This is a genomic window from Candidatus Sordicultor fermentans, from assembly GCF_012728195.1.
Classification (GTDB): Bacteria; Atribacterota; Atribacteria; order Atribacterales; family Caldatribacteriaceae; genus Sordicultor; species Sordicultor fermentans.
In genome coordinates, this window is the sequence record NZ_JAAYFP010000031.1 from 1 (window position 1) to 19,395 (window position 19,395).

Consider the following 19,395-nt stretch of genomic DNA (forward strand, 5'->3'; position numbering starts at 1 on the left):
TCATCACCGGGCCGGGGGGAGATGGGAGGATTGTGAAACTGGAAAATATCTATGTGATCTGTTTTCAGCATACGCAGGCTGGTGTGTAAATCATCCCAGAACCGGGGAACATCAACAGCTGGAATTTTGGTAGCAATCACAATTTTATCCCACATACCAGAGAACGCTTCACCCAGCTTCTCCTCACTATCTGAATAACTACGTGCGGTATCGTAAAAATTCATACCGCCATCATATGCTTTGCGCAGAAGATATACTGCATCCTGCTTAGATACTCTCTGGATAGGAAGCGCCCCAAAACCATTCTGCTCCACATATAATCCAGTCTTTCCCAGTGATATTTGCGCCATTTTTATTACTCCTTTCTAATCAGCAATCCATGCCCACCAATAGCTGACAATGGACGAAAAAGCTGGTAGAGGTTATATCTTAGAAATATTTTTAATGATTTCATCAAACTCTTTCATAACCCCGGGGATGTCAATCTCCGATGAATGAGGATTTTTACAACTCTTTTAGATATCCTATCACTTAGAGCTAACTCAATGTCAAGAGCTTTTAAAATTTTATCCTTGACATGGAGTTAACTCTAAACTGTAGAATAACTACAGACTGCCAAAACAAGTTAATTTCAGGAGGCGTTTACCATGAAAAAACGTAAACTGGGAAACAGTGGTTTTGAAGTCTCAGCGATTGGCTTTGGATGTATGGGTATGAGTCAGAGCTATCCACCGTTTCCTGAAAAAGGGGAAGCGATTTCTCTACTCCGCTCTGCCGTTGAGCTGGGGGTGACTTTTTTCGATACCGCCGAGGTGTATGGTCCTTACACTAACGAAGAACTGGTTGGTGAAGCTCTGGAGCCTTACCGAGACAAAGTAGTAATTGCTACTAAATTTGGCTACCACATTCAAAACGGGAAATCGGCCGGATTGGATAGCCGTCCGGAGACCATCAGAGAAGCAGTAGAAGGGTCTTTAAAACGCCTGAGAACTGACCATATCGATTTATTGTATCAACATCGTGTAGACCCGAACGTGCCCATTGAAGAAGTAGCTGAAACAGTGGGACAATTGATGAAAGAAGGTAAGGTTCTGTACTGGGGGCTTTCTGAAGCCGGCGCCCAGACCGTTCGTCGCGCTAATGCAGTTCTACCACTTGCTGCCGTTCAAAGTGAGTATTCTATGTGGTACAGAAAGCCAGAAGAAGGATTATTTCCCGCTCTTGAGGAGCTGGGAGTTGGTTTCGTTGCTTTCAGTCCACTGGGTAAGGGCTTCTTAACCGGCCGGTTCAATAAAGATACCAGATTTGACAGTACCGATTTTCGCAGTTCAATTCCTCGTTTTAAACCGGAAAATCTCGAGGTAAACCAGGATTTGCTCGAACTGATAAAGGATATAGCAGCAAAGAAAAATGCTACAACGGCTCAGATTGCACTGGCATGGGTGCTTGCCCAAAAACCCTGGATTGTTCCTATTCCCGGTACCAAAAAACTGGAACGCCTGAAAGAAAATCTGGTAGCTCAAGATATAGAATTCTCAGCCCAGGAATTAGCCGAAATCAACGAGGCGCTCTCAAAAATTAATATTGCCGGAGAACGTTACCCCGAAGAAGTAGAAAAACTGACTGGAAAATAAATTTAGAAAGGAAGATTTGCATGAGAGGAAATATTCTTATCGCCTATTATTCCCGCTCTGGGAATACCCGAAAACTTGCTCAACTGATTCATCAAAAAGTGGGTGGAACTGTACATGAAATTCAGCCCGAGATTCCCTATCCTGCTTCATACAACGCAACTGTGGAACAGGCCAAAAAGGAAATTCAGGCCGGTTTCCGACCCCCACTAAAAACTAAAATTGAGCACATTGAAGCATATGATACGATTTTTTTAGGTTCTCCTAACTGGTGGAGCACAATTGCCCCTCCAGTTGCAACTTTCCTGGAAGAAAATGATTTATCGGGAAAAACCATCATACCATTCTGTACCCATGGTGGAGGGGGGAGAGGACGGATTGAAAGAGATATTGCAAAGCTCTGTCCTCAATCAGCAGTGATGCCCGCTCTCGCCATCTATGGAAGCGGAGGCAAGGATGCAGAAGCACAAGTGTCTGCATGGCTGAAAAGTATGGGCTTTACTGAAAAATAATCGCAGCTAAAGAGACAGGATATGAGTTGACATTATAAATCTGTTTTTGCTTTTTAATCTTACGGCATAAGCTTTTTCTCATAACCCCATGACGATAGAAAAGGGAGAGAGACAAAAGTAAGCTTATCTTTTCTTCAGGAGAGCCACCGATTCAAAATAAGGAGTTTGAGGAAAAAGGTCTAAAAAGGTAATTTTCTCCAGATGGTATCCCTGTTCTCTAAAAAGCAATAAATCACGAGCAAAAGTACTGATATTGCAGGAAATATAAACCAGGCGCTGAGGAGAAAGAGAGGAAACTCTCCTTACCACTTTCTTATCCAGACCGGCCCGAGGAGGGTCTACTATGACCACGTCCACTCCTACATTGGAAAAAAGAGGAAGAACTTTATCTACCCGGCCAGGGATACAGGTAAAATTATTCCGCCCGTTCAACCAGGCGTTAAACTTGGCATCTTCTACCGCCTGGGGGTTTTCTTCCACTCCCACCACCTGCTGAGCAGAATCAGCTATAAAAAGCCCCACTCCTCCACTTCCACAATAAAGGTCTAAAACCGTCTCTCCCCCGCTTAAGGAGGCATAGTGAGCTGCCTTTTCATAAAGTGTTGAAGAAAGGAAGCTATTTACCTGAAAAAAACTCTCTATAGAAACTTTATAATTGACTGACCCCACCCGTTCAAAAAAATGGTCTTTGCCCCACAGAACCTTTTTATCTTCAAAAATCAAAGCACTGGCTGGTGAGTTATTTATGATGTGCACAAGACCTTCAAGAGAAGGAAAATTCTTTCGCAACTCTTCTATCAAATCTTCCTGGCGAGGGAGATCCACACTGACGGTTGAGAGACCCAGAAGTAGTTCTTGAGAAGAGGAATAACGCACCAGCAAGTTTCTCAACACTCCTTCTTTTTTTCGGGGGTCATATCCTGAAAGAGAGGAGTTTCGCCCATAGTCTCTAAACAGCTTTAGAAGGGTCTGGGTTAAGTCTTTTTTCATCAAGTAACAGACTTTCAGGTCTACCAAATCCCAGTATCGCCCTCGGGGCCTTAAACCCAGAATTAACTCTCCTTCTTTTTCTCCAAAATTAAATTCCATCTTATTTCTGTATTCCCACGGGGAAGGAGAAGGGATAAAACCCTCATAATCTACTTCTTCCCAGGAAATACCTCCTACCTTTTCCAGAGTTTGTCGAGCATTTCTTTCTTTCGCTTTAACCTGCTCTTCATAATCCATAAACTGAAAACGGCAACCTCCACACCCTTCTAAAAAGTGGGGGCATATTGGCTCTACTCGAGAGAGAGAAGGTTCTAAAATATCTATCACCTCTCCCAGAGCATAATTTTTCTTCAATTTAGTAATTCTCACCCGACACACTTCGTCAATTAAAACCCCCGGGACGAATACCACCCGGCCCCCCTCTTTTAAAACCCCCTGTCCTTCAGGAAGAGCAAAATCAACCACTTTCCCTTCTATAATCTGTCCCTTATCCATTAATTAGTGCTCCTCTGTCTCATAACTTCATAAATTCCAATCCCTAAAGCCACTGCCACATTGAGAGAATTTATTACCCCTCTTGATGGTATCCTCAAAACCATATCGCATGAAGAACGCACCACTCTTCTAATTCCTTCATGCTCTCCCCCCACCACGAGACCCAGAGGCATACCCCGGAGGTCTGCATCCCAGATGTCTTTATCTCCATCTGCTTCCAGAGCCACTATCCAGAAACCTGCTTTTTGAAACTCTTTTATCACCTGGGTAAAATTATTAATTTGAGCTATATCTATGCTCTCTATTCCTCCTGCTGATGCTCTCACAACTGGTGAGTCTAAGGGAGCGGAGCGGGCTTTGCTGATTAAAATTCCTCCCACTCCAAAAAAAGCAGCTGTTCTCGCAATTGTTCCCAGATTAGCAGGGTCTTCCACTCGATCTACAAAAACCACTGTCGCTTCCGGAGAGGTTTTATTTTTCTTTAAAATTTCCTGCCAGGTGAGTGATGCCCGAGGTTGAGCCAGTAGTACCACTCCCTGGTGGTTAACGTTTTTCCCCACTAATTCTTCTAAAAAAGTTTTATCTTTTATTTCCCAGGGAATTTCCCTTTTCTGGGACAGCTGTTTAATATCTTCTATTATTTTCCCCTGTGCTCCTTCCATCACAAACAATCTCTTCACTTTCCTTTTCTCTGACTTTAGAGCTTCTCTTACCGGCTGGCGCCCATAAATAAGTTCCTCTTTCATTGTTCCTCCATCTTAAAAAAACGAGGACCCAGGGGAGTATCTTCTACAACATATCCTCTACTTTTTATTTCTTCTCGTAACCGATCTCCTCTCTCCCAGTCTTTATCTCTTCTTGCTCTTTCTCTCTCTTCTACCAGCTTTTTAATTGCCTCATCACTTATTTCCATTTCTTTTCCCGGAAGAATTCCTAATATTTCTTCTACCATTTTCAGAAAATCTCTAATTTTTTCCAATACTTGCACATCCCACTTTCCCCGACGAGGAGAAAGATACTGGTTGAAAAAGCGGAGGAATTCTCCCAATACTCCCAGAGCTTGAGGAGTGTTAAAATCGTCAGCCAAAGCCTCTTGAAAGCTCCGGGAGAATTCATCTATTTTATGATATTCTTCTTTATCTTCCTTCAAAAGAGCAGAATTATCCTTTATTTTTTCCTCTATGAAACCTATATTGCGGAGAAAGTTTTTAATCCGCTCTTCAAATTGACGAGAGGATTGTAAAAGGTTCTCATCCAGATTGATAGGACTGCGATAATGAGCGGAAAAAATTGCTAACCTCAAAACCGAGGGTTCATATTTTTGAGTAAGCTCCCGCACTGTTACAATGTTGCCCAGAGATTTAGACATCTTTTCCTGGTCGATGTTAACATAACCATTGTGAAGGAAAAATCGAGCAAATGGTTTACCAGTAGCTGCCTCACTTTGAGCAATTTCATTTTCATGATGAGGAAATATTAAATCTATTCCCCCGGCATGAATGTCCAGAGTGGGTCCTAAATACTTCATAGACATAGCTGAACACTCAATATGCCATCCCGGTCTTCCCTCCCCCCAAGGACTTTCCCAAGAAGGCTCACCAGGCTTGGCTTTTTTCCACAGTACAAAATCAGCAGGATTTTTTTTCTCGTATCTAGCCTCCACTCGAGCCCCTTCCACTAACTCATCAAGGTTCTTGCGAGAAAGTTTCCCATAGGAAGGAAAACGAGAAACATCAAAGAGAACGTCGCCTTCTTTCTCATAAGTATAACCTTTCTCTTCTAAAATCTTAATGAGAGCAATTATGTCTTCAATATGTTCTGTAGCTCGAGGATGAAAGGTGGCTTTTCGTATCTTCAGGTTTTCCGCATCGTGCCAGTATTCAGCAATGTAACGTTCGGCTAACTCCTGGGGGCTTTCACCTAATTCCTCTGCTCTTTTTATGATTTTATCGTCAATATCGGTAAAATTCTGCACCATTATAACTTCCCAGCCCCGGTGTTCTAAAAAACGACGCAGAGAGTCAAAAACCACAAAAACGCGCGCATTCCCAATGTGGATTAAATCATAAACAGTAGGACCACAAACATAGAAGCGAACTTTATCCCCTTCCTGAGGGAAAAAAGTTTCTTTTTTCTGGGTAAGAGTATTAAACAGTTGAGTTTCCATTATCTCCCACTTTTGCTTTAATTTTTTCTAAAACCTTTTCTCTTCCTAAAGCCACAAGCAAGCGGTCTAACTCTGGTCCTTCTTCAGCCCCGATTAACGCCCAGCGCAAAACCGGATAAAAAATAGAGGGAGGAAAACCGCTCTCTTTTTGCCAGCGACGCAGATTCTTCTTCACTTCTTCTTCCTCCCAAGGAACAGGAAAATCATTCAGGGAGGAGAGCAGGAATTTTAATACTTGAAGTTTTTCTTCATCTTCTACTTTTTCCTCTTTTACTGAGATATAGTCTCTCAAACGCTCCGCTATTTCCTTCAGAGTAACCGATTCTTCTCTCACTAAATCCAGCAACAGATAAAATCTCTCTTCTCCCAGCTCTTTTTTAAACTCCCTTATCTCTTCTCCTCCCCAGGGGGTGAGTTTTTCTTCCAGTTCTCTAATATCCATTCGGCGAATATAGGTTTTATTCCACCAGTTCAAGTGGGAGAGGTCAAAAATAGCCCCTCCCTTACCTATTCGCTCTAAAGAAAAGAGAGTGTAGAGCTCTTCTCCCTCTACTATTTCCCTCCCATCAGGGAAAGAATGTCCTAAAGTAAGAAGATGATTCAAAATAGCTTCAGGTAAAAACCCTTCTTCTCTAAAAAATCGCACGCTCACTTCTCCTCTTCTTTTGCTCAACTTAGTTCTTTCCTCGTCCAGAATAATGGGCACATGGGCAAAAAGAGGAGGAGTAAGCTCTAAAGCCTGATAAAGTAAAATTTGATAGGGAGTGTTAGATAAATGTTCTTCTCCTCGTAATACATGTGAAATATCCATCAAAGCATCATCTATAACACAAGCGAAATTATAAGTGGGAGCACCATCTGACTTTAAAACGATGAAGTCTCCCAAGGAATTAGTATGAAAAACCACTTTCCCTCTTACTAAATCCTCCAGTACTATTTCCTTACCTCTCGGAACCCGGAAGCGCCAGGATGGTTTTATTCCCCTCTCTTCTTTTTCCTTTCTTTCCTCGGGAGAAAGAAAAAAACAGCGACCAGAATAGCGGGGAGCTTTGCCCATCTTCAGCGCTTTTTTCCTTTCTTCTTCCAGCTCTTCCACAGTACAATAACAGGGATAAATAAGATTCTCAGCCTTCAACCGGGCAATGAAAGATTGATAAATTTCTCCTCTCTCTGACTGCCTGTAAGGAGCATAAGGTCCTCCCCGGTCCGGGCCTTCATCCCATTCTATACCCAACCACCGGAGGTCTTCCAGGATTGCTTCTTCAAATTGTTTTTTTGACCTTTCCCGGTCGGTATCTTCAATACGTAAAATAAAATCCCCTTCTTCTTTACGAGCTAAAGCCCAGTTAAAAGCGGCTGTTCTTGCTCCTCCTAGGTGCAAAAATCCAGTGGGACTGGGAGCAAAACGAGTTCTCACCCTCCCCATTCCAACACCTCAACTTTAACCTTGCTCAGACCATCTTCATGAATGTCCAGAACTTTAGCAGCAGCGAGAGATAAATCCACAACTCGGTCTTCTCTCCAGGGACCACGGTCATTCACTCTCACCACTACTTCTCGCCCATCTTCCAGATTAGTCACCAAAAGAACACTTCCTATGGGGAAAGTGCGATGAGCAGCAGTAAAAGCATAAGGAGTGTAAATCTCCCCGCTGGCGGTGGCCCTCCCACTAAACCCATTACTACACCAGGAAGCTATTCCTTCTGCTATTTCTTTAACCTCTTTTTCTTTTTTTACTCGATAAAATTCTATCTGGACATTGTTCAACCAGGAGAGAGCCAAGCTCAGAGGGTCAGATTTATTAACCAAAGCATCTTCTCTGAGAACTGTAAAAAGCTTATGCTGACCAGCATAAGCTGTAGCTTTATCTTTTTCCCATACCACATGAAAATTCACTATCTTCTGAGAATTTTTAAACAATTTGGCAAGGGATTGAGCAATCACTTTAGCCCTTTCTTCTAAAGTAGAATATCCTCCCCCGTAGCGGATGCGGAGAATGGTTCGTCCTTCCATATTTATAGAACAATAGTGAGATTGAGACTCAAGAGAAATCAACTCTTCTGCTGCGCTTTCTGTCGCTGGAGCAGTGATCACCAACCCACAAATCACCAGAGCTAAAATTTTGTTAATTCTTTCTTCCGCAAAAGGCTTACAGCAAAACAACCGATTCCTTCCCCCTTTCCCAGACTACCCAAACCTTCATTAGTAGTGGCTTTTATACCTATAGCTTCCTCGCTCACCCCCATGGTCAAAGAGAGAGTTTTTTTCATCTCCCCCACAAAAGGAGCAATGAGAGGTTGCTCAGCAATAAGGGTGGTGTCCACATTTTCTATTTCCCACCCTTTTTCTCGTATTTTCTTACATACTTCCTCTAAAAGCAAAGTACTCCTTACCCCTTGCGTAGAGGGTGAAGTTGGAGGAAACCAATACCCGATATCTTGAAGGCCAGCAGCTCCCAGAAGACTATCCATCAGAGCATGGCAAAGCACATCCCCATCGGAATGGCCATGTAATCCCAGCTCGTAGGGTATATGCACCCCAGCCAAAAACAATTTTCTTCCTTCTTTTAAGGGATGAACATCATACCCCAGACCTACTCTCCAGGAGCTCATTTCTTCCGCCACCTCAATAATTCTTCAGCCAAAATAAGGTCTTGAGGAGTAGTAATTTTCAGATTATCTTCTGAGCCTAACACCAGACGCACCGGCTTACCCATTCTCTCGACCAATGCTGAATCATCAGTCCCTTGAAATCCTTCTTCTTTAGCTTTCTCCAGGGCTTCCCAGATCAGGGAAATCCGAAAAGCTTGAGGAGTTTGGGCTCGCCAGATTTTTTGTCGATTTAGTGTCTCATCGATAATTTCTCCATCCAGGCTGAGTTTAATGGTATCCGCACAAGGCAGAGCACAACAAGCAGCTTCAAACTTAACCACTGCTTCCACACATCTCGCTAATATTTTATCATCCACCAAAGGCCTCACTCCATCGTGAATAAGCACAAAATCCGCCCCCCGGTTTTTCAGCTCCCGGACTCCACAATAAACCGAATCCTGGCGGGTCTCCCCACCTGAAACACACTTTTTAATTTTTCGATAACCATACTTCTCCCACACCTCTTTCTTAAACATCTCCTCATGGAGAGAATTAATTACCACTATTATTTCTCCTATCCAGGGAGACCTTTCAAAAACATCCAAAGTATGAGCTAAAACTGGTTTTCCCAGAAGAGGTAAGTATTGCTTGGGAATCACCGAGTTTACTCTCTCTCCTTTGCCAGCTGCCACTATTATAGCGAAGAACAAAATCTTATTCTCCTTTCCAGCTTACTTCAAGAACGACCGCTACCTTTTAATTTCGCAAATATCATTCTACCTGCTGGAGTCTGCAGAACACTGGTAACTACTGTATCTATGGTAGTGTTAATATATTTCTTTCCTTCCTCTACTACCACCATAGTTCCATCATCGAGATAACCCACCCCTTGATTTTCTTCCTTACCCTCTCGAATGACCTGCACTCGCAATTCTTCTCCAGGAAGAACATAGGGCTTTAGAGCATTAGAAAGATCGTTAATATTCAGTACTTCTACCCCTTCCAGCTCAGCAATTTTATTCAAGTTAAAATCATTGGTAATTACTTTTGCCTCCAATACTTTAGCCAGTTTTATCAGTTTGGCATCCACATCCCTGATTTCAGGAAAATCTCGGTCTATAATTTTAACATTTACTTTTTTCTCTTTCCTCATCCGGTTGAGAATATCCAGACCCCTCCTTCCCCGTTGCCTTTTTAAGGGGTCTTGAGAATCAGCCACTTGTTGAAGTTCTCGTAAAACAAAGCGAGGAATTAAAAGGTCTCCCTCCACAAAGCCAGTTTTGCATATATCGGCAATTCTCCCGTCTACAATAGCACTGGTATCTAAAATCTTAGCTGAATTACCCCCTCCCCGGGGCGGCTTCAGTCGAGGAATGCCAGTAAAAATAGTAACAATATCTTCTTTTCTCCACATAAACACCGCAAAACCCAGAACCCCGCAAATTAAAGTGACAGCGAGGGGAAGAGAAGGATTCTTGAAAGGTAAAAAAGAAATGGGATAGGTGAGAAGCACTCCAATTACTAAACCGACTACCAATCCCCCTAAAGCCACCAAAACATCAATAGCCGAAAGATGATTAAAAAATTGAGCCAGACTTTCAAATAGACCGAGAAAAGAGTTTTCCTTTTTTCTGCTAAGAAAATAAAATAAAATTAAAACAAAAACTATTAAAGCTAATATTAGCCATCCACTTTTAGACATAAAATTTCCTCCTTGCCTACTAGATAATTGCCTTACAACTAAAAGATTATATCATTTTATATAAAAAAAATTCCGGCCGAGGCAGATATCCAGCCTTTTTATCGAAAAATATGGTAATTTATCTCTAAAACAACAAGAAAAGAACTAAAACTTTATTATAACCTCTGAAAAGATAAAAGACAAAATATCGCGAGGAGAAAAAGCATTTCCTCGTTAAGGGAGAGATAAATCCCACCTTTAAGAAAGAATAACCTACAACGCATAATAAAACTTACGCTGGAGGAAGCCAGGTGAAGCTCCCTCCAGCGTTGACATTCCAAATTTTTTTAATCTCTTATGCTTTTTTCTCAACATTGTCCGGCCGCCAAGGTAAGGCTCACAACGACCGTTATAAATAGGTTACCACAAGGCACAGATAAGAGAAGGAATCCCTGAGTAGATGTGAATTAGACAGGGAAAAAGCAAAACTGCCACACATATCTGGTCTTCGTTTTTTAGTTTACACTGTCAGAGTCCCTGCTGTCTGGCAATGATATGTGGTCATAAGAGGCGAATAAAATTAACGTAGTGGTAGAATACTCAATTTTGACCAGAGGTCTCTAACGCCACACTGCAAAAAGAGAAGAAATAATTACAGTGAATCTTACGGTTGATTAATCGGTTTCCCTCTGTTGTCTTCGGGAGAAAAACAGAGATTCCCCAACGCAATGCGTGTGTCTGAGTTAGCCTATGAGACCTTCTTTTTCCAGCGCTTCTCTAACGTTAGAATACCCTACCAGCGCGATTTCTCCCCAGCGCTCTGAAAGAAAATCACGGGAATGATAAGAAGAGACTACCACTCTTTTAATTCCCATCCGGGCAGACTCATTGATTCGCTGCTCCAAAAGAGGAACAGGACGAATCTCTCCGCTCAACCCCACTTCTCCTAAATAAACCGTTTCTTTGTCTATTTCTCGGTTCAGACGAGAAGAAACCAGACTGAAGCATACCGGAAGGTCTAAAGCAGTTTCTGAGGTTTTGATTCCCCCCACCATACTGAGATAAACATCCTGTCTTGAGAAGCGCAGACGAGTGTTCTTTTCAATAATCGCCAAAAGCAGATGAAGGCGATTTAAATCCATACCTAAACTTACCCGACGGGGAAAATCAAAATAGCTGGGGTGAACCAGGGACTGGATTTCCACCACCATCGCTCTTTTTCCTTCTGCCCAGACGGTGCGGGCTGTGCCTATCCCGGCTAATTTACTCTCCTCCATAAAATAATGAGAGGGGTCCTTTACCTCTACCAGCCCTCTCTCTTGCATCTCCAGAATTCCCACTTCTTGAGTAGAACCAAAACGGTTTTTCATGCTCCGCAAAAGACGCAGAGGATGATTGGCATCTCCTTCCAGATAAAGCACTACATCCACTAAATGTTCCAGAGCTTTAGGCCCGGCAATGGCGCCTTCTTTAGTCACATGTCCTACCAAAAAAAGAACAATATTTTCTTTTTTGGCTATTTCCATAAAGCGAGAGCTTAAATCCCGGAGGGTGGCCACGCTACCAGGCAAAAATTCTAAATTCTCTCGTCCCAAGTTCTGGATAGAATCAACAATTACCGCTTGAGGTTGAAGAGAAGAAATCCCTTCTCTTATCTCCTCAAAAGAATTAGTAGAAAGAAGAAAAAGGGGGGGATTGCAATCCAGACCTAACCGTTCTGCTCGTAGATAAACCTGATAAAGAGACTCCTCACTACTAGCATAAAGGACTTTTTTCCCCTCCCGGGCAATACCCTCAGCAATCTTCAATAATAAAGTAGATTTACCGATGCCCGGGTCTCCACTCAGGAGAATTAAAGACCCTTCTACTAAACCTCCTCCTAAAACCCGGTCTACTTCTTTCAAGCTGGTAGAAAAGCGGTCACCCAACTGGAATTTTTTTTCTTTAACTTCCGCTAAAGAAAGAGGGGGAGAATAAGAAGAGCTTCTTTCTTTTTTAGTTTCTTCTCGGGAAACAGGCAAAAAAGAATTCCACTCCCCGCATTGAGGGCACTTACCTAACCAGCGAGGAGTGGAATAACCACAGTTACTGCAACAGTAATTCATATTACCCTTTTAGTTTTTCAAAGAAAACTCCAGAGGAAGTAGTTTGGTAAAATGTATCTCTCCCTCTTCTACTCCCACTAAAATTCGATCTCCTTCCTTAAAGACACCTTTGAGTATAAGGTCAGAAAGAGGATCTTCTATCAATTTTTGAATAGCCCGGCGTAAAGGTCGAGCACCAAAGTTAGGGTCATATCCTTCCTGAGCAATAAGAGAGCGAGCCTCAGGAGTCAGGTCTATCTCCATTTTGTGTTCCCTCATACGTTCTTGAGTTTCTTTCATCATAAGGTCCACTATAGCTTCGATTTCTTTCTGATTTAGAGGACGAAATACGATGATCTCATCCACCCGGTTTAGGAACTCGGGAGTAAAGACTTTTTTTACCTCTTCAGTAACTTTTTGCTTAATGTCCTGATAAGACATAACTTCTTTTTCCGACCTCTCACCAAAGCCAATGTTGGACTGGGAAGAAATAAGACGGGCTCCCAGGTTAGAAGTCATAATGATAATTGTATTTTTAAAGTCTACCACTCTACCTTGAGCGTCGGTCAGACGGCCCTCTTCCATAACCTGCAACAATATGTTGAAAACATCAGGATGGGCTTTCTCTATCTCATCAAAGAGAACTACCGAATATGGTTTTCTTCTAACTTTTTCAGTTAATTGTCCCCCTTCTTCATAACCTACATATCCTGGAGGAGAGCCAATTAAACGAGAAACAGTGAATTTTTCCATATACTCTGACATGTCCAAGCTAATAAGATTATCTTCCTTGCCAAAGAGAAACTCTGCGAGAACCTTAGCCAGCTCGGTCTTGCCCACTCCCGAAGGACCAAGAAATATAAAAGAACTAATAGGACGATTGGGGTCTTTGAGCCCGGCCCGGGAACGCCGAATAGCCCGGCATACTGCCTCCACCGCTTCTTCCTGCCCTACTATACGTTCATGGATTTCCTTTTCCATGTTTACCAATTTTTCCTTTTCTTCGGTATCTAACCGAGAGATTGGAATACCAGTCCAGATAGAAACTACTGTGGCAATATCCTCTTCTCCCACCAGAGGTCGAGAACTATCCACTTCCTTCAACCAGTTTTCTTTTCTATCTCGATATTTCTTTTTCAGCTTCTCTTCTTCATCTCGATAATGCGCTGCCTCTTCAAAATCCTGGTTTTTGACCGCTTTTTCCTTTAGCTTTTTTATCTCCTCTGCTTCCTTTTCCAACTCTTTTAAACTTTCTGGCAAAATTGTAGCCTGCAGTTTAACCCGGCTGGAAGCTTCGTCCATGACATCAATAGCTTTGTCAGGAAGATAACGGTCAGCAATATAACGCTGGGAAAGTTTAACCGCTGCTTCTACTGCCTGATCCGATATTTTTACCCGATGGTGTTCTTCATAGCGCTCTTTAAGACCTCGCAATATTTCTACGCTTACCTCCGCCGTGGGTTCATCCACATAAACGGGTTGAAACCTTCTCTCTAAAGCGGAATCTTTCTCTATATACTTACGATATTCCATGGTGGTGGTAGCACCTATGGTCTGCAATTCACCTCGAGCCAGGGCTGGTTTTAAGATATTGGCAGCGTCAATTGCTCCTTCTGCTGCCCCTGCTCCCACCAGAGTATGAATTTCATCAATAAAAAGGATTACTTCCTTACTCTGCACGATTTCTGAAACAATCTTTTTTAATCGCTTCTCAAACTCTCCTCGATATTTAGTACCAGCCACTATGGCAGCCAAATCCAGGCTTACCACTCTTTTACCCTTCAAAATTTCCGGAATATCTCCCTTTACTATTTTTTGCGCCAGACCTTCAACAATTGCAGTTTTACCTACCCCTGGTTCTCCAAGAAGAACCGGGTTGTTTTTGGTACGACGGCTTAAAATCTGCACCACCCGCTCGATTTCCTTTTCCCGGCCAATTACCGGATCTAACTTATTTTCAATAGCCAAGCGGGTTAAATCCCGGCTGAATTCATCAAGCACCGGAGTGCGACTTTCTTGAGAAGGCTTACTGGTTTCGGACAAACCTCCCACTTCATCAGGATTCTCACTTAAAATTTCATAAAGCTTAGCCCGAACCATTTCTAAGTCTAATCCCAGGCGCTGCAAAATCTGTGCTCCTATCCCTTCTCCCTCGCGGAGAATGCCCAGAAGAATATGTTCTGTACCTACATAATTATGGCCTAAACGACGAGTCTCATCCAGAGCCAATTCCAGAACTCTCTTGGCTCGAGAAGTAAAAGCTACTTCCCGGGAACCCTGGTACTCTCTCTGATCCACAAAGTTCTCCAATTCTGTTCGAACTAAATCCATAGTTATATCAAAGCTATCTAATATCTTAGCTGCGATGCCTTCTCGCTCTCGTAACAAACCCAGAAGAAGGTGTTCTGTCCCAATATGATTGTGCTTGAGACGTACAGCCTCGTCTTGAGCTAAGATAATCACTTTTCTCGCTCTCTCTGTATATCTCTCAAACATCGTTCCATATCCTCCCTAATTCTATTCCTAAAAAGCCTAGTACTTTCAGACTCTGCCCTCTTAGTAACCCCCCGTTTATTATTTTATCCCATAAATCAGCACTCTTCATAAACTCAAAACCCCAACCCTCAGGCAATATTCCCTCGTCCCTGGCCAAAAACCAAAAAGAAAGGAAATCTAAAATCTTTTTCTCATTTTGTTCTTCATTCCCCTCCATTAACTCCTCATATAGACGTTCCATCATCTGCCAAAAAACATTCTGACGAGAGGAAGATTTTACTAAAGACGTCCTAACTTGTTTTTCCCATTCCCAGATACCTTTCCCAAAATCTTGCATCATCTTCAAGATTTCTGTTTCCTTCACTCCCAAAGTAAAAAGGTTAGAAAATACAAATAGATGAGCTAGCGCCTGGTCGTCTTCACCATAGACCTCTACCAGAAATCTGTCATTATCTTTAAACCATTGGAAAACTCTCTTTTCCCCGTATAAGAAGGAAAGAGCAGGCAAATGTAGCCTCATATAAATTTTAAGACCTGTCCCCAAACGCGAAGGAGAAGAGGTAAGGTATCCCCACTGTTCACTGTAGGCGTACTCCAGCTTACTCTCCCAAAAATCATCCCATTTATTTAATCTCTTCCAGTAAGATTCTAAATTCCTGTATTCACCTTCTGCGAATAAAGACAGATGGTCCTGATGGTTGATAATAGCTCCCAAATTACCTTTATGAATCAAAATTTTTTCCGGAGAATCGGATAGCAGTTGAGGAAAAACCCAGCTCAATGGCTCGACTTCCTGGGAATGAGAACCTATTTCCACCCAGGAAAACCCCTTTCGAGCTAAAGAAGAATAGGCCTTCTCCACTCTTTCTTTCACTTCTTCTTCCCACAGAGGAGAAAAGTAAATAGAAGAGGGAAAGGGGATACGGGCGAGATTTCGAGATAAAACCAGAGCTACTCTATTAAAACCATCAAGGAGTCTGCTTTTTCGGCTCGAAAACAACCGCTTACCGAGAGTAAAACTCATTTTAGCTGAGAACGAAGCTTCTCCATCACCTTTTTTAAATGTCCTGCTTTCTCATAATTTTCTTGCTCTATCGCATTTTCCAAATCTCGCCCCAGGCGAAAAATAGCATTTTGTATTTTTTTCTGTCTTTGCCAGTTGATGGGTATTTTGCCTCTATGATGCATCCCCAGCTGATTCTTAGATAGCCAGCTTTGCATCTCTTTAGAGTAGGAACTGTAACAATGAGAACAGCCTACTGCTCCTCCTTTTAAGAAATCTTCCCACTCCCACTGGCAAAAAGAGCACCGCTTCCTTCCCTCTTTCTTTAGAGGAAAAAATCTGGTTGACGGTGGGCTCTTATATGAACCAGGGGCAACTACCCGAGAAATAGAGACCTCCTGAGAACAAGCAGGGCAAAGAAAAAGCTTATTCTTAAGTTCTCCTCCTCCTATAAGGTAGACTACTACTTTAGCCTCCCTCCAGCCACAGATATCACACTTCATTTATTCCACCCATCTCAAAACTTGAAGAAGGATTTCTCTAAAAATTCGAGACCGTAATCGATTTCTATCTGCTACCGAGGAAAAATCTAAGCCAGCTACCTTATTTAAAGCATCTATGGTAGCTGCTCGGACGAGAGCACCCTCGCGAGGAGTGATAAACTCTTCCCTTTCCAGCCAGCTTACTAAATCTTCTACATCGCTTTCTCTCAAAGACTCCTCGTTATCATCTAAGTAAACAACTACAGGTTCTAAGCGGTCAATAGGCACTCTCCTGATCCTCACATAACCGCTGCCTCCCCGTCGGCTCTCTACTATAAATCCCCGGAATACATTAAAACGAGTGGCTAAAACATAGTTAATCTGAGAAGGAGCGCAATCAAACTCATTAGCTAACCTTCCCCTCTGGATGGTAATCATTTGGTCAGGGGAACCGTCTATTAGTTTGATTATATGTTGTTCGATGTCATCGCTTAGAGAGTACATTCTCCTTCCCTCCCTTGACTATTATTGACTTTCCCCTACATTATATAAAGAAAACCCCCTATTTGTCAATCCGATGAGGGGCGCAGGAGGGGAAAAAGAATAACCTCTCGAATAGAAGAAGAATTGGTAATCAACATCATTAATCGGTCAATTCCGATACCCAAACCTCCCGTAGGTGGCATACCATATTCCAGAGCTTCAATGTAATCTTCATCAATTAAATGAGCCTCCAAATCCCCCTCATCTCTTTTCCGGAGCTGGTCTGCAAATCTCTTTTTCTGCTCAAAAGGGTCGTTAAGCTCACTATAGGCATTTCCTATTTCTTCTTTACCAATGAAAAGCTCAAAACGTTCCGCCAATTGAGGATTGTCTTTTTTAGCTTTAGCTAGAGGAGAAATCTCCACCGGGTAATCAAAAACAAAGGTGGGGTTTACTAAACGTGGCTGGACAAATTTCTCTAAAAATTCGTTAACAAATTTCCCTCGATCCCAGTTATCTTCATAAGCCACTCCCCGCTCTTTAGCTTTAGCTTTAATGGTTTCCAGAGAGTCTTCTACAATGTCTACCCCCACCAATTCCTGGATGACTTGCGGCAAACTTATTCTGTGCCAGGGAGGAGTGAAATCTAAAACCATAGACTGATACTCTATTTCATAGCTACCAGTGATTTTTTTTACCACGTGCGATAACATTTCTTCTGTTAATTCCATCATCACTTGATAGTCAGCATAAGCCTGGTAAAGCTCCAGCATAGTAAACTCCGGGTTATGTCGGGTGGATAGACCTTCATTTCGGAAGCTGCGATTTATTTCATAAACTTTCTCTAATCCTCCTACAATTAAGCGTTTGAGAAAAAGCTCCGGGGCAATGCGGAGATAAAGCTCCATTCCTAAAGCATTATGGAATGTTTTGAATGGACGGGCCAGAGCTCCTCCCGGGATCACCTGCATCATGGGAGTCTCCACCTCCCAGAAACCCCTTTGATCTAAAAAGGCTCGCAATTCTTTTAGCAGTTGAAAGCGAAGGTAAAAAATTCTCCTCACATTGGGATTCATAATCAGGTCTAAATAACGCTTGCGATAGCGAACTTCCACTTCTTTGAGTCCATGCCACTTTTCAGGAAGAGGACGCAGGCATTTACTAAGAAGAGTGAAATTCTCTACCAGAACTGTCAATTCCCCGGCATGAGGGCGAAAAACTTTCCCCTCCACTCCTATTATATCGCCTACTTCTATTTCTCGAAGAAGAGTAAAGCCATCCTCTCCTATAATATCTTTTCGGAAATAAATCTGTATTCTTGCCGTCCGATCTTGCAAATCAGCAAATACGGCTTTGCCATGCCTCCTCAAAGCCATTATTCTTCCTGCTATCTTTACCTTTATATCTTTATCCACCAGATTATCGGCATGGTTTTTTATTTCTTCAATATCATGAGTTTTACAAAAACTACCATTGTAGGGGTCTATACCTAAATCTTTTAGAGCCTGGATTTTCTCTCTTTTATATTCATACTCAGTATTTTCTTCATATCTTGTTACTTCCTCGTCCATTAGTTTTTACTCATCCTTCCCTTTTACCTCTATTATACGATAACGTACCACCCCGGCAGGAACTTTTATTTCCACTTCTTCGCCTTCTTTTTTATTGAGGAGAGCCTGCGCTAAGGGGGATTCAAAGGAAATTTTCCGAGCTGAAGGATCGGCTTCTACCGAGTCAACAATAAGATATTCTATCTTTTTATTCTGGTCTAAATTCTCCAAAATTACCCGCGAACCCAGAGTAACCCTGTCGGTGTTACCTCCCTCAGTATCTACTATCTCTGCTTTTCGTAACTTCTCTTCAATAGATAAAATCTTCCCCTCAATAAAAGCCTGCTCATTCTTTGCCTCTTCATATTCAGCGTTTTCACTGAGATCTCCAAAAGAAAGAGCATGACTAATCTTGTCTGCTATTTCTCTCCTCTTCACTGTTTTTAAATACTTTAATTCTTCCTCTAACTTTTTATATCCTTCTCTAGTAAGGACAATCTTTCCGTCATCTTTTTTCTTTTCCATCACTACTGCGCCTCCAACCAAGAACTTTGTCAGATGAGAATTATAGCATAAAATATAGGAATTACCACAAATTGTCAAGACTCTGGGAGGCTGTTTGAAACAATACTACCTTTTCCAGAGCATAATTCCTTTCTATGATAGAAGCTTTATAGGTCTCAGCTACCCCCTTATAAACCCGGCTATAGAAGGAAGTTCCCCTATAACCCCTTTAAGGAATTAAAATAAAAATGTAAAAACTTAAAAACATAAAAACCCACTGAGAAAGACGCTTTTTCTTTCTCAATGTAGGAGGAAACTGATCCCCTATGATCCCCTTTATCCCTCATTCCTGAATGCCTCTTTTGCCCCTTATCCGTCACCCCTGAATGGTTCTACGAGGGGTCCACAGTCTTTTAAACCAAAGAAAAAAGCAAAAACGTGGATTCCCGATTGAAGATTTCGGGAATGACGGCGGGGGTGGATTCTCTGAATGTCTCTATCATCCCCTCATCTCTCATTCCTGAATGGTTCTATCAGGAATCTATATAATGGAAGGGGAAATCCTCTATGTATTTTCTCCTCTTCCTCGACTCTTTTTTTTCTTCCCTCACCTTTCTCGGGAGAGGGTTAGAGTGAGGGTGGTTTCCTCAAGTTTGTCACCCCGGCGACTTTTAAGCCGCTTTTAGCCTGCCCCTGAATGCTTCTATCAGGGGTCCAGAACTATAA

The 19,395-nt window shown here is 42.3% G+C and carries 18 protein-coding genes; 2 read left to right on the forward strand and 16 right to left on the reverse strand.

Going from position 1 to position 19,395, the window contains the following annotated elements:
- Positions 1 to 350 (reverse strand): aldo/keto reductase (locus tag GXZ17_RS01480; protein WP_409375519.1); only part of this gene is annotated, 350 nt, incomplete at its 3' end.
- Between the two features lie 297 nt (positions 351 to 647).
- On the opposite strand from GXZ17_RS01480, the gene GXZ17_RS01485 reads away from it, so the two are divergent.
- Both GXZ17_RS01485 and GXZ17_RS01490 read left to right on the forward strand, forming a co-directional pair.
- Entirely contained in the window at positions 648 to 1,634 is a 987-nt protein-coding gene (locus GXZ17_RS01485; RefSeq protein WP_409375520.1) for an aldo/keto reductase, read from the forward strand.
- Between the two features lie 20 nt (positions 1,635 to 1,654).
- Positions 1,655 to 2,143: a flavodoxin gene (locus GXZ17_RS01490; protein ID WP_409375521.1), complete on the forward strand. Its 489-nt coding sequence runs from the start codon at positions 1,655 to 1,657 to the stop codon at positions 2,141 to 2,143.
- A gap of 123 nt (positions 2,144 to 2,266) precedes the next feature.
- On the opposite strand, the gene rlmD is transcribed toward GXZ17_RS01490, so the two are convergent.
- From rlmD to greA, 15 genes are all read right to left on the reverse strand, one after another.
- Positions 2,267 to 3,628: a 23S rRNA (uracil(1939)-C(5))-methyltransferase RlmD gene (gene rlmD, locus GXZ17_RS01495; protein WP_409375522.1), complete on the reverse strand. Its 1,362-nt coding sequence runs from the start codon at positions 3,626 to 3,628 to the stop codon at positions 2,267 to 2,269.
- Entirely contained in the window at positions 3,628 to 4,374 is a 747-nt protein-coding gene (gene rlmB, locus GXZ17_RS01500; protein WP_409375523.1) for a 23S rRNA (guanosine(2251)-2'-O)-methyltransferase RlmB, read from the reverse strand. Before rlmB ends, rlmD begins: the two co-directional genes overlap by 1 nt.
- On the reverse strand, positions 4,371 to 5,795 hold the full coding sequence (cysS, locus tag GXZ17_RS01505) for a cysteine--tRNA ligase (RefSeq protein ID WP_409375524.1): 1,425 nt from the start codon (positions 5,793 to 5,795) through the stop codon (positions 4,371 to 4,373). The genes rlmB and cysS overlap by 4 nt, the downstream gene beginning before the upstream one ends.
- Positions 5,776 to 7,221: a glutamate--tRNA ligase gene (gene gltX / locus GXZ17_RS01510; RefSeq protein WP_409375525.1), complete on the reverse strand. Its 1,446-nt coding sequence runs from the start codon at positions 7,219 to 7,221 to the stop codon at positions 5,776 to 5,778. Before gltX ends, cysS begins: the two co-directional genes overlap by 20 nt.
- Positions 7,209 to 7,958 (reverse strand): septal ring lytic transglycosylase RlpA family protein, encoded by a 750-nt coding sequence (locus GXZ17_RS01515; protein ID WP_409375526.1) that lies wholly within the window; start codon positions 7,956 to 7,958, stop codon positions 7,209 to 7,211. The genes gltX and GXZ17_RS01515 overlap by 13 nt, the downstream gene beginning before the upstream one ends.
- A complete protein-coding gene (ispF, locus tag GXZ17_RS01520) occupies positions 7,910 to 8,407 on the reverse strand; it encodes a 2-C-methyl-D-erythritol 2,4-cyclodiphosphate synthase (protein WP_409375527.1) in 498 nt (165 codons plus the stop codon). The genes GXZ17_RS01515 and ispF overlap by 49 nt, the downstream gene beginning before the upstream one ends.
- Positions 8,404 to 9,096, reverse strand: a complete 693-nt coding sequence (gene ispD, locus GXZ17_RS01525) for a 2-C-methyl-D-erythritol 4-phosphate cytidylyltransferase (RefSeq protein WP_409375528.1) — start codon at positions 9,094 to 9,096, stop codon at positions 8,404 to 8,406. Before ispD ends, ispF begins: the two co-directional genes overlap by 4 nt.
- Before the next feature lie 26 nt (positions 9,097 to 9,122).
- On the reverse strand, positions 9,123 to 10,088 hold the full coding sequence (locus tag GXZ17_RS01530) for a PIN/TRAM domain-containing protein (RefSeq protein WP_409375529.1): 966 nt from the start codon (positions 10,086 to 10,088) through the stop codon (positions 9,123 to 9,125).
- Between the two features lie 722 nt (positions 10,089 to 10,810).
- Positions 10,811 to 12,172 (reverse strand): DNA repair protein RadA, encoded by a 1,362-nt coding sequence (gene radA, locus GXZ17_RS01535; RefSeq protein WP_409375530.1) that lies wholly within the window; start codon positions 12,170 to 12,172, stop codon positions 10,811 to 10,813.
- Positions 12,173 to 12,181: 9 nt separating this feature from the next.
- The gene (locus tag GXZ17_RS01540) at positions 12,182 to 14,647 is read right to left on the reverse strand and encodes an ATP-dependent Clp protease ATP-binding subunit (protein WP_409375531.1); all 2,466 of its coding nucleotides are present in this window, start codon (positions 14,645 to 14,647) and stop codon (positions 12,182 to 12,184) included.
- Entirely contained in the window at positions 14,640 to 15,647 is a 1,008-nt protein-coding gene (locus GXZ17_RS01545) for a hypothetical protein (RefSeq protein WP_409375532.1), read from the reverse strand. Before GXZ17_RS01545 ends, GXZ17_RS01540 begins: the two co-directional genes overlap by 8 nt.
- 20 nt (positions 15,648 to 15,667) lie before the next feature.
- A complete protein-coding gene (locus GXZ17_RS01550) occupies positions 15,668 to 16,153 on the reverse strand; it encodes a hypothetical protein (RefSeq protein WP_409375533.1) in 486 nt (161 codons plus the stop codon).
- A complete protein-coding gene (locus GXZ17_RS01555) occupies positions 16,154 to 16,636 on the reverse strand; it encodes a CtsR family transcriptional regulator (RefSeq protein WP_409375534.1) in 483 nt (160 codons plus the stop codon).
- A 65-nt stretch (positions 16,637 to 16,701) separates the two neighbouring features.
- Positions 16,702 to 18,186, reverse strand: a complete 1,485-nt coding sequence (gene lysS, locus GXZ17_RS01560) for a lysine--tRNA ligase (RefSeq protein WP_409375535.1) — start codon at positions 18,184 to 18,186, stop codon at positions 16,702 to 16,704.
- A gap of 6 nt (positions 18,187 to 18,192) precedes the next feature.
- Positions 18,193 to 18,690: a transcription elongation factor GreA gene (gene greA, locus GXZ17_RS01565; protein ID WP_409375536.1), complete on the reverse strand. Its 498-nt coding sequence runs from the start codon at positions 18,688 to 18,690 to the stop codon at positions 18,193 to 18,195.
- Between the last annotated feature and the right edge of the window lie 705 nt (positions 18,691 to 19,395).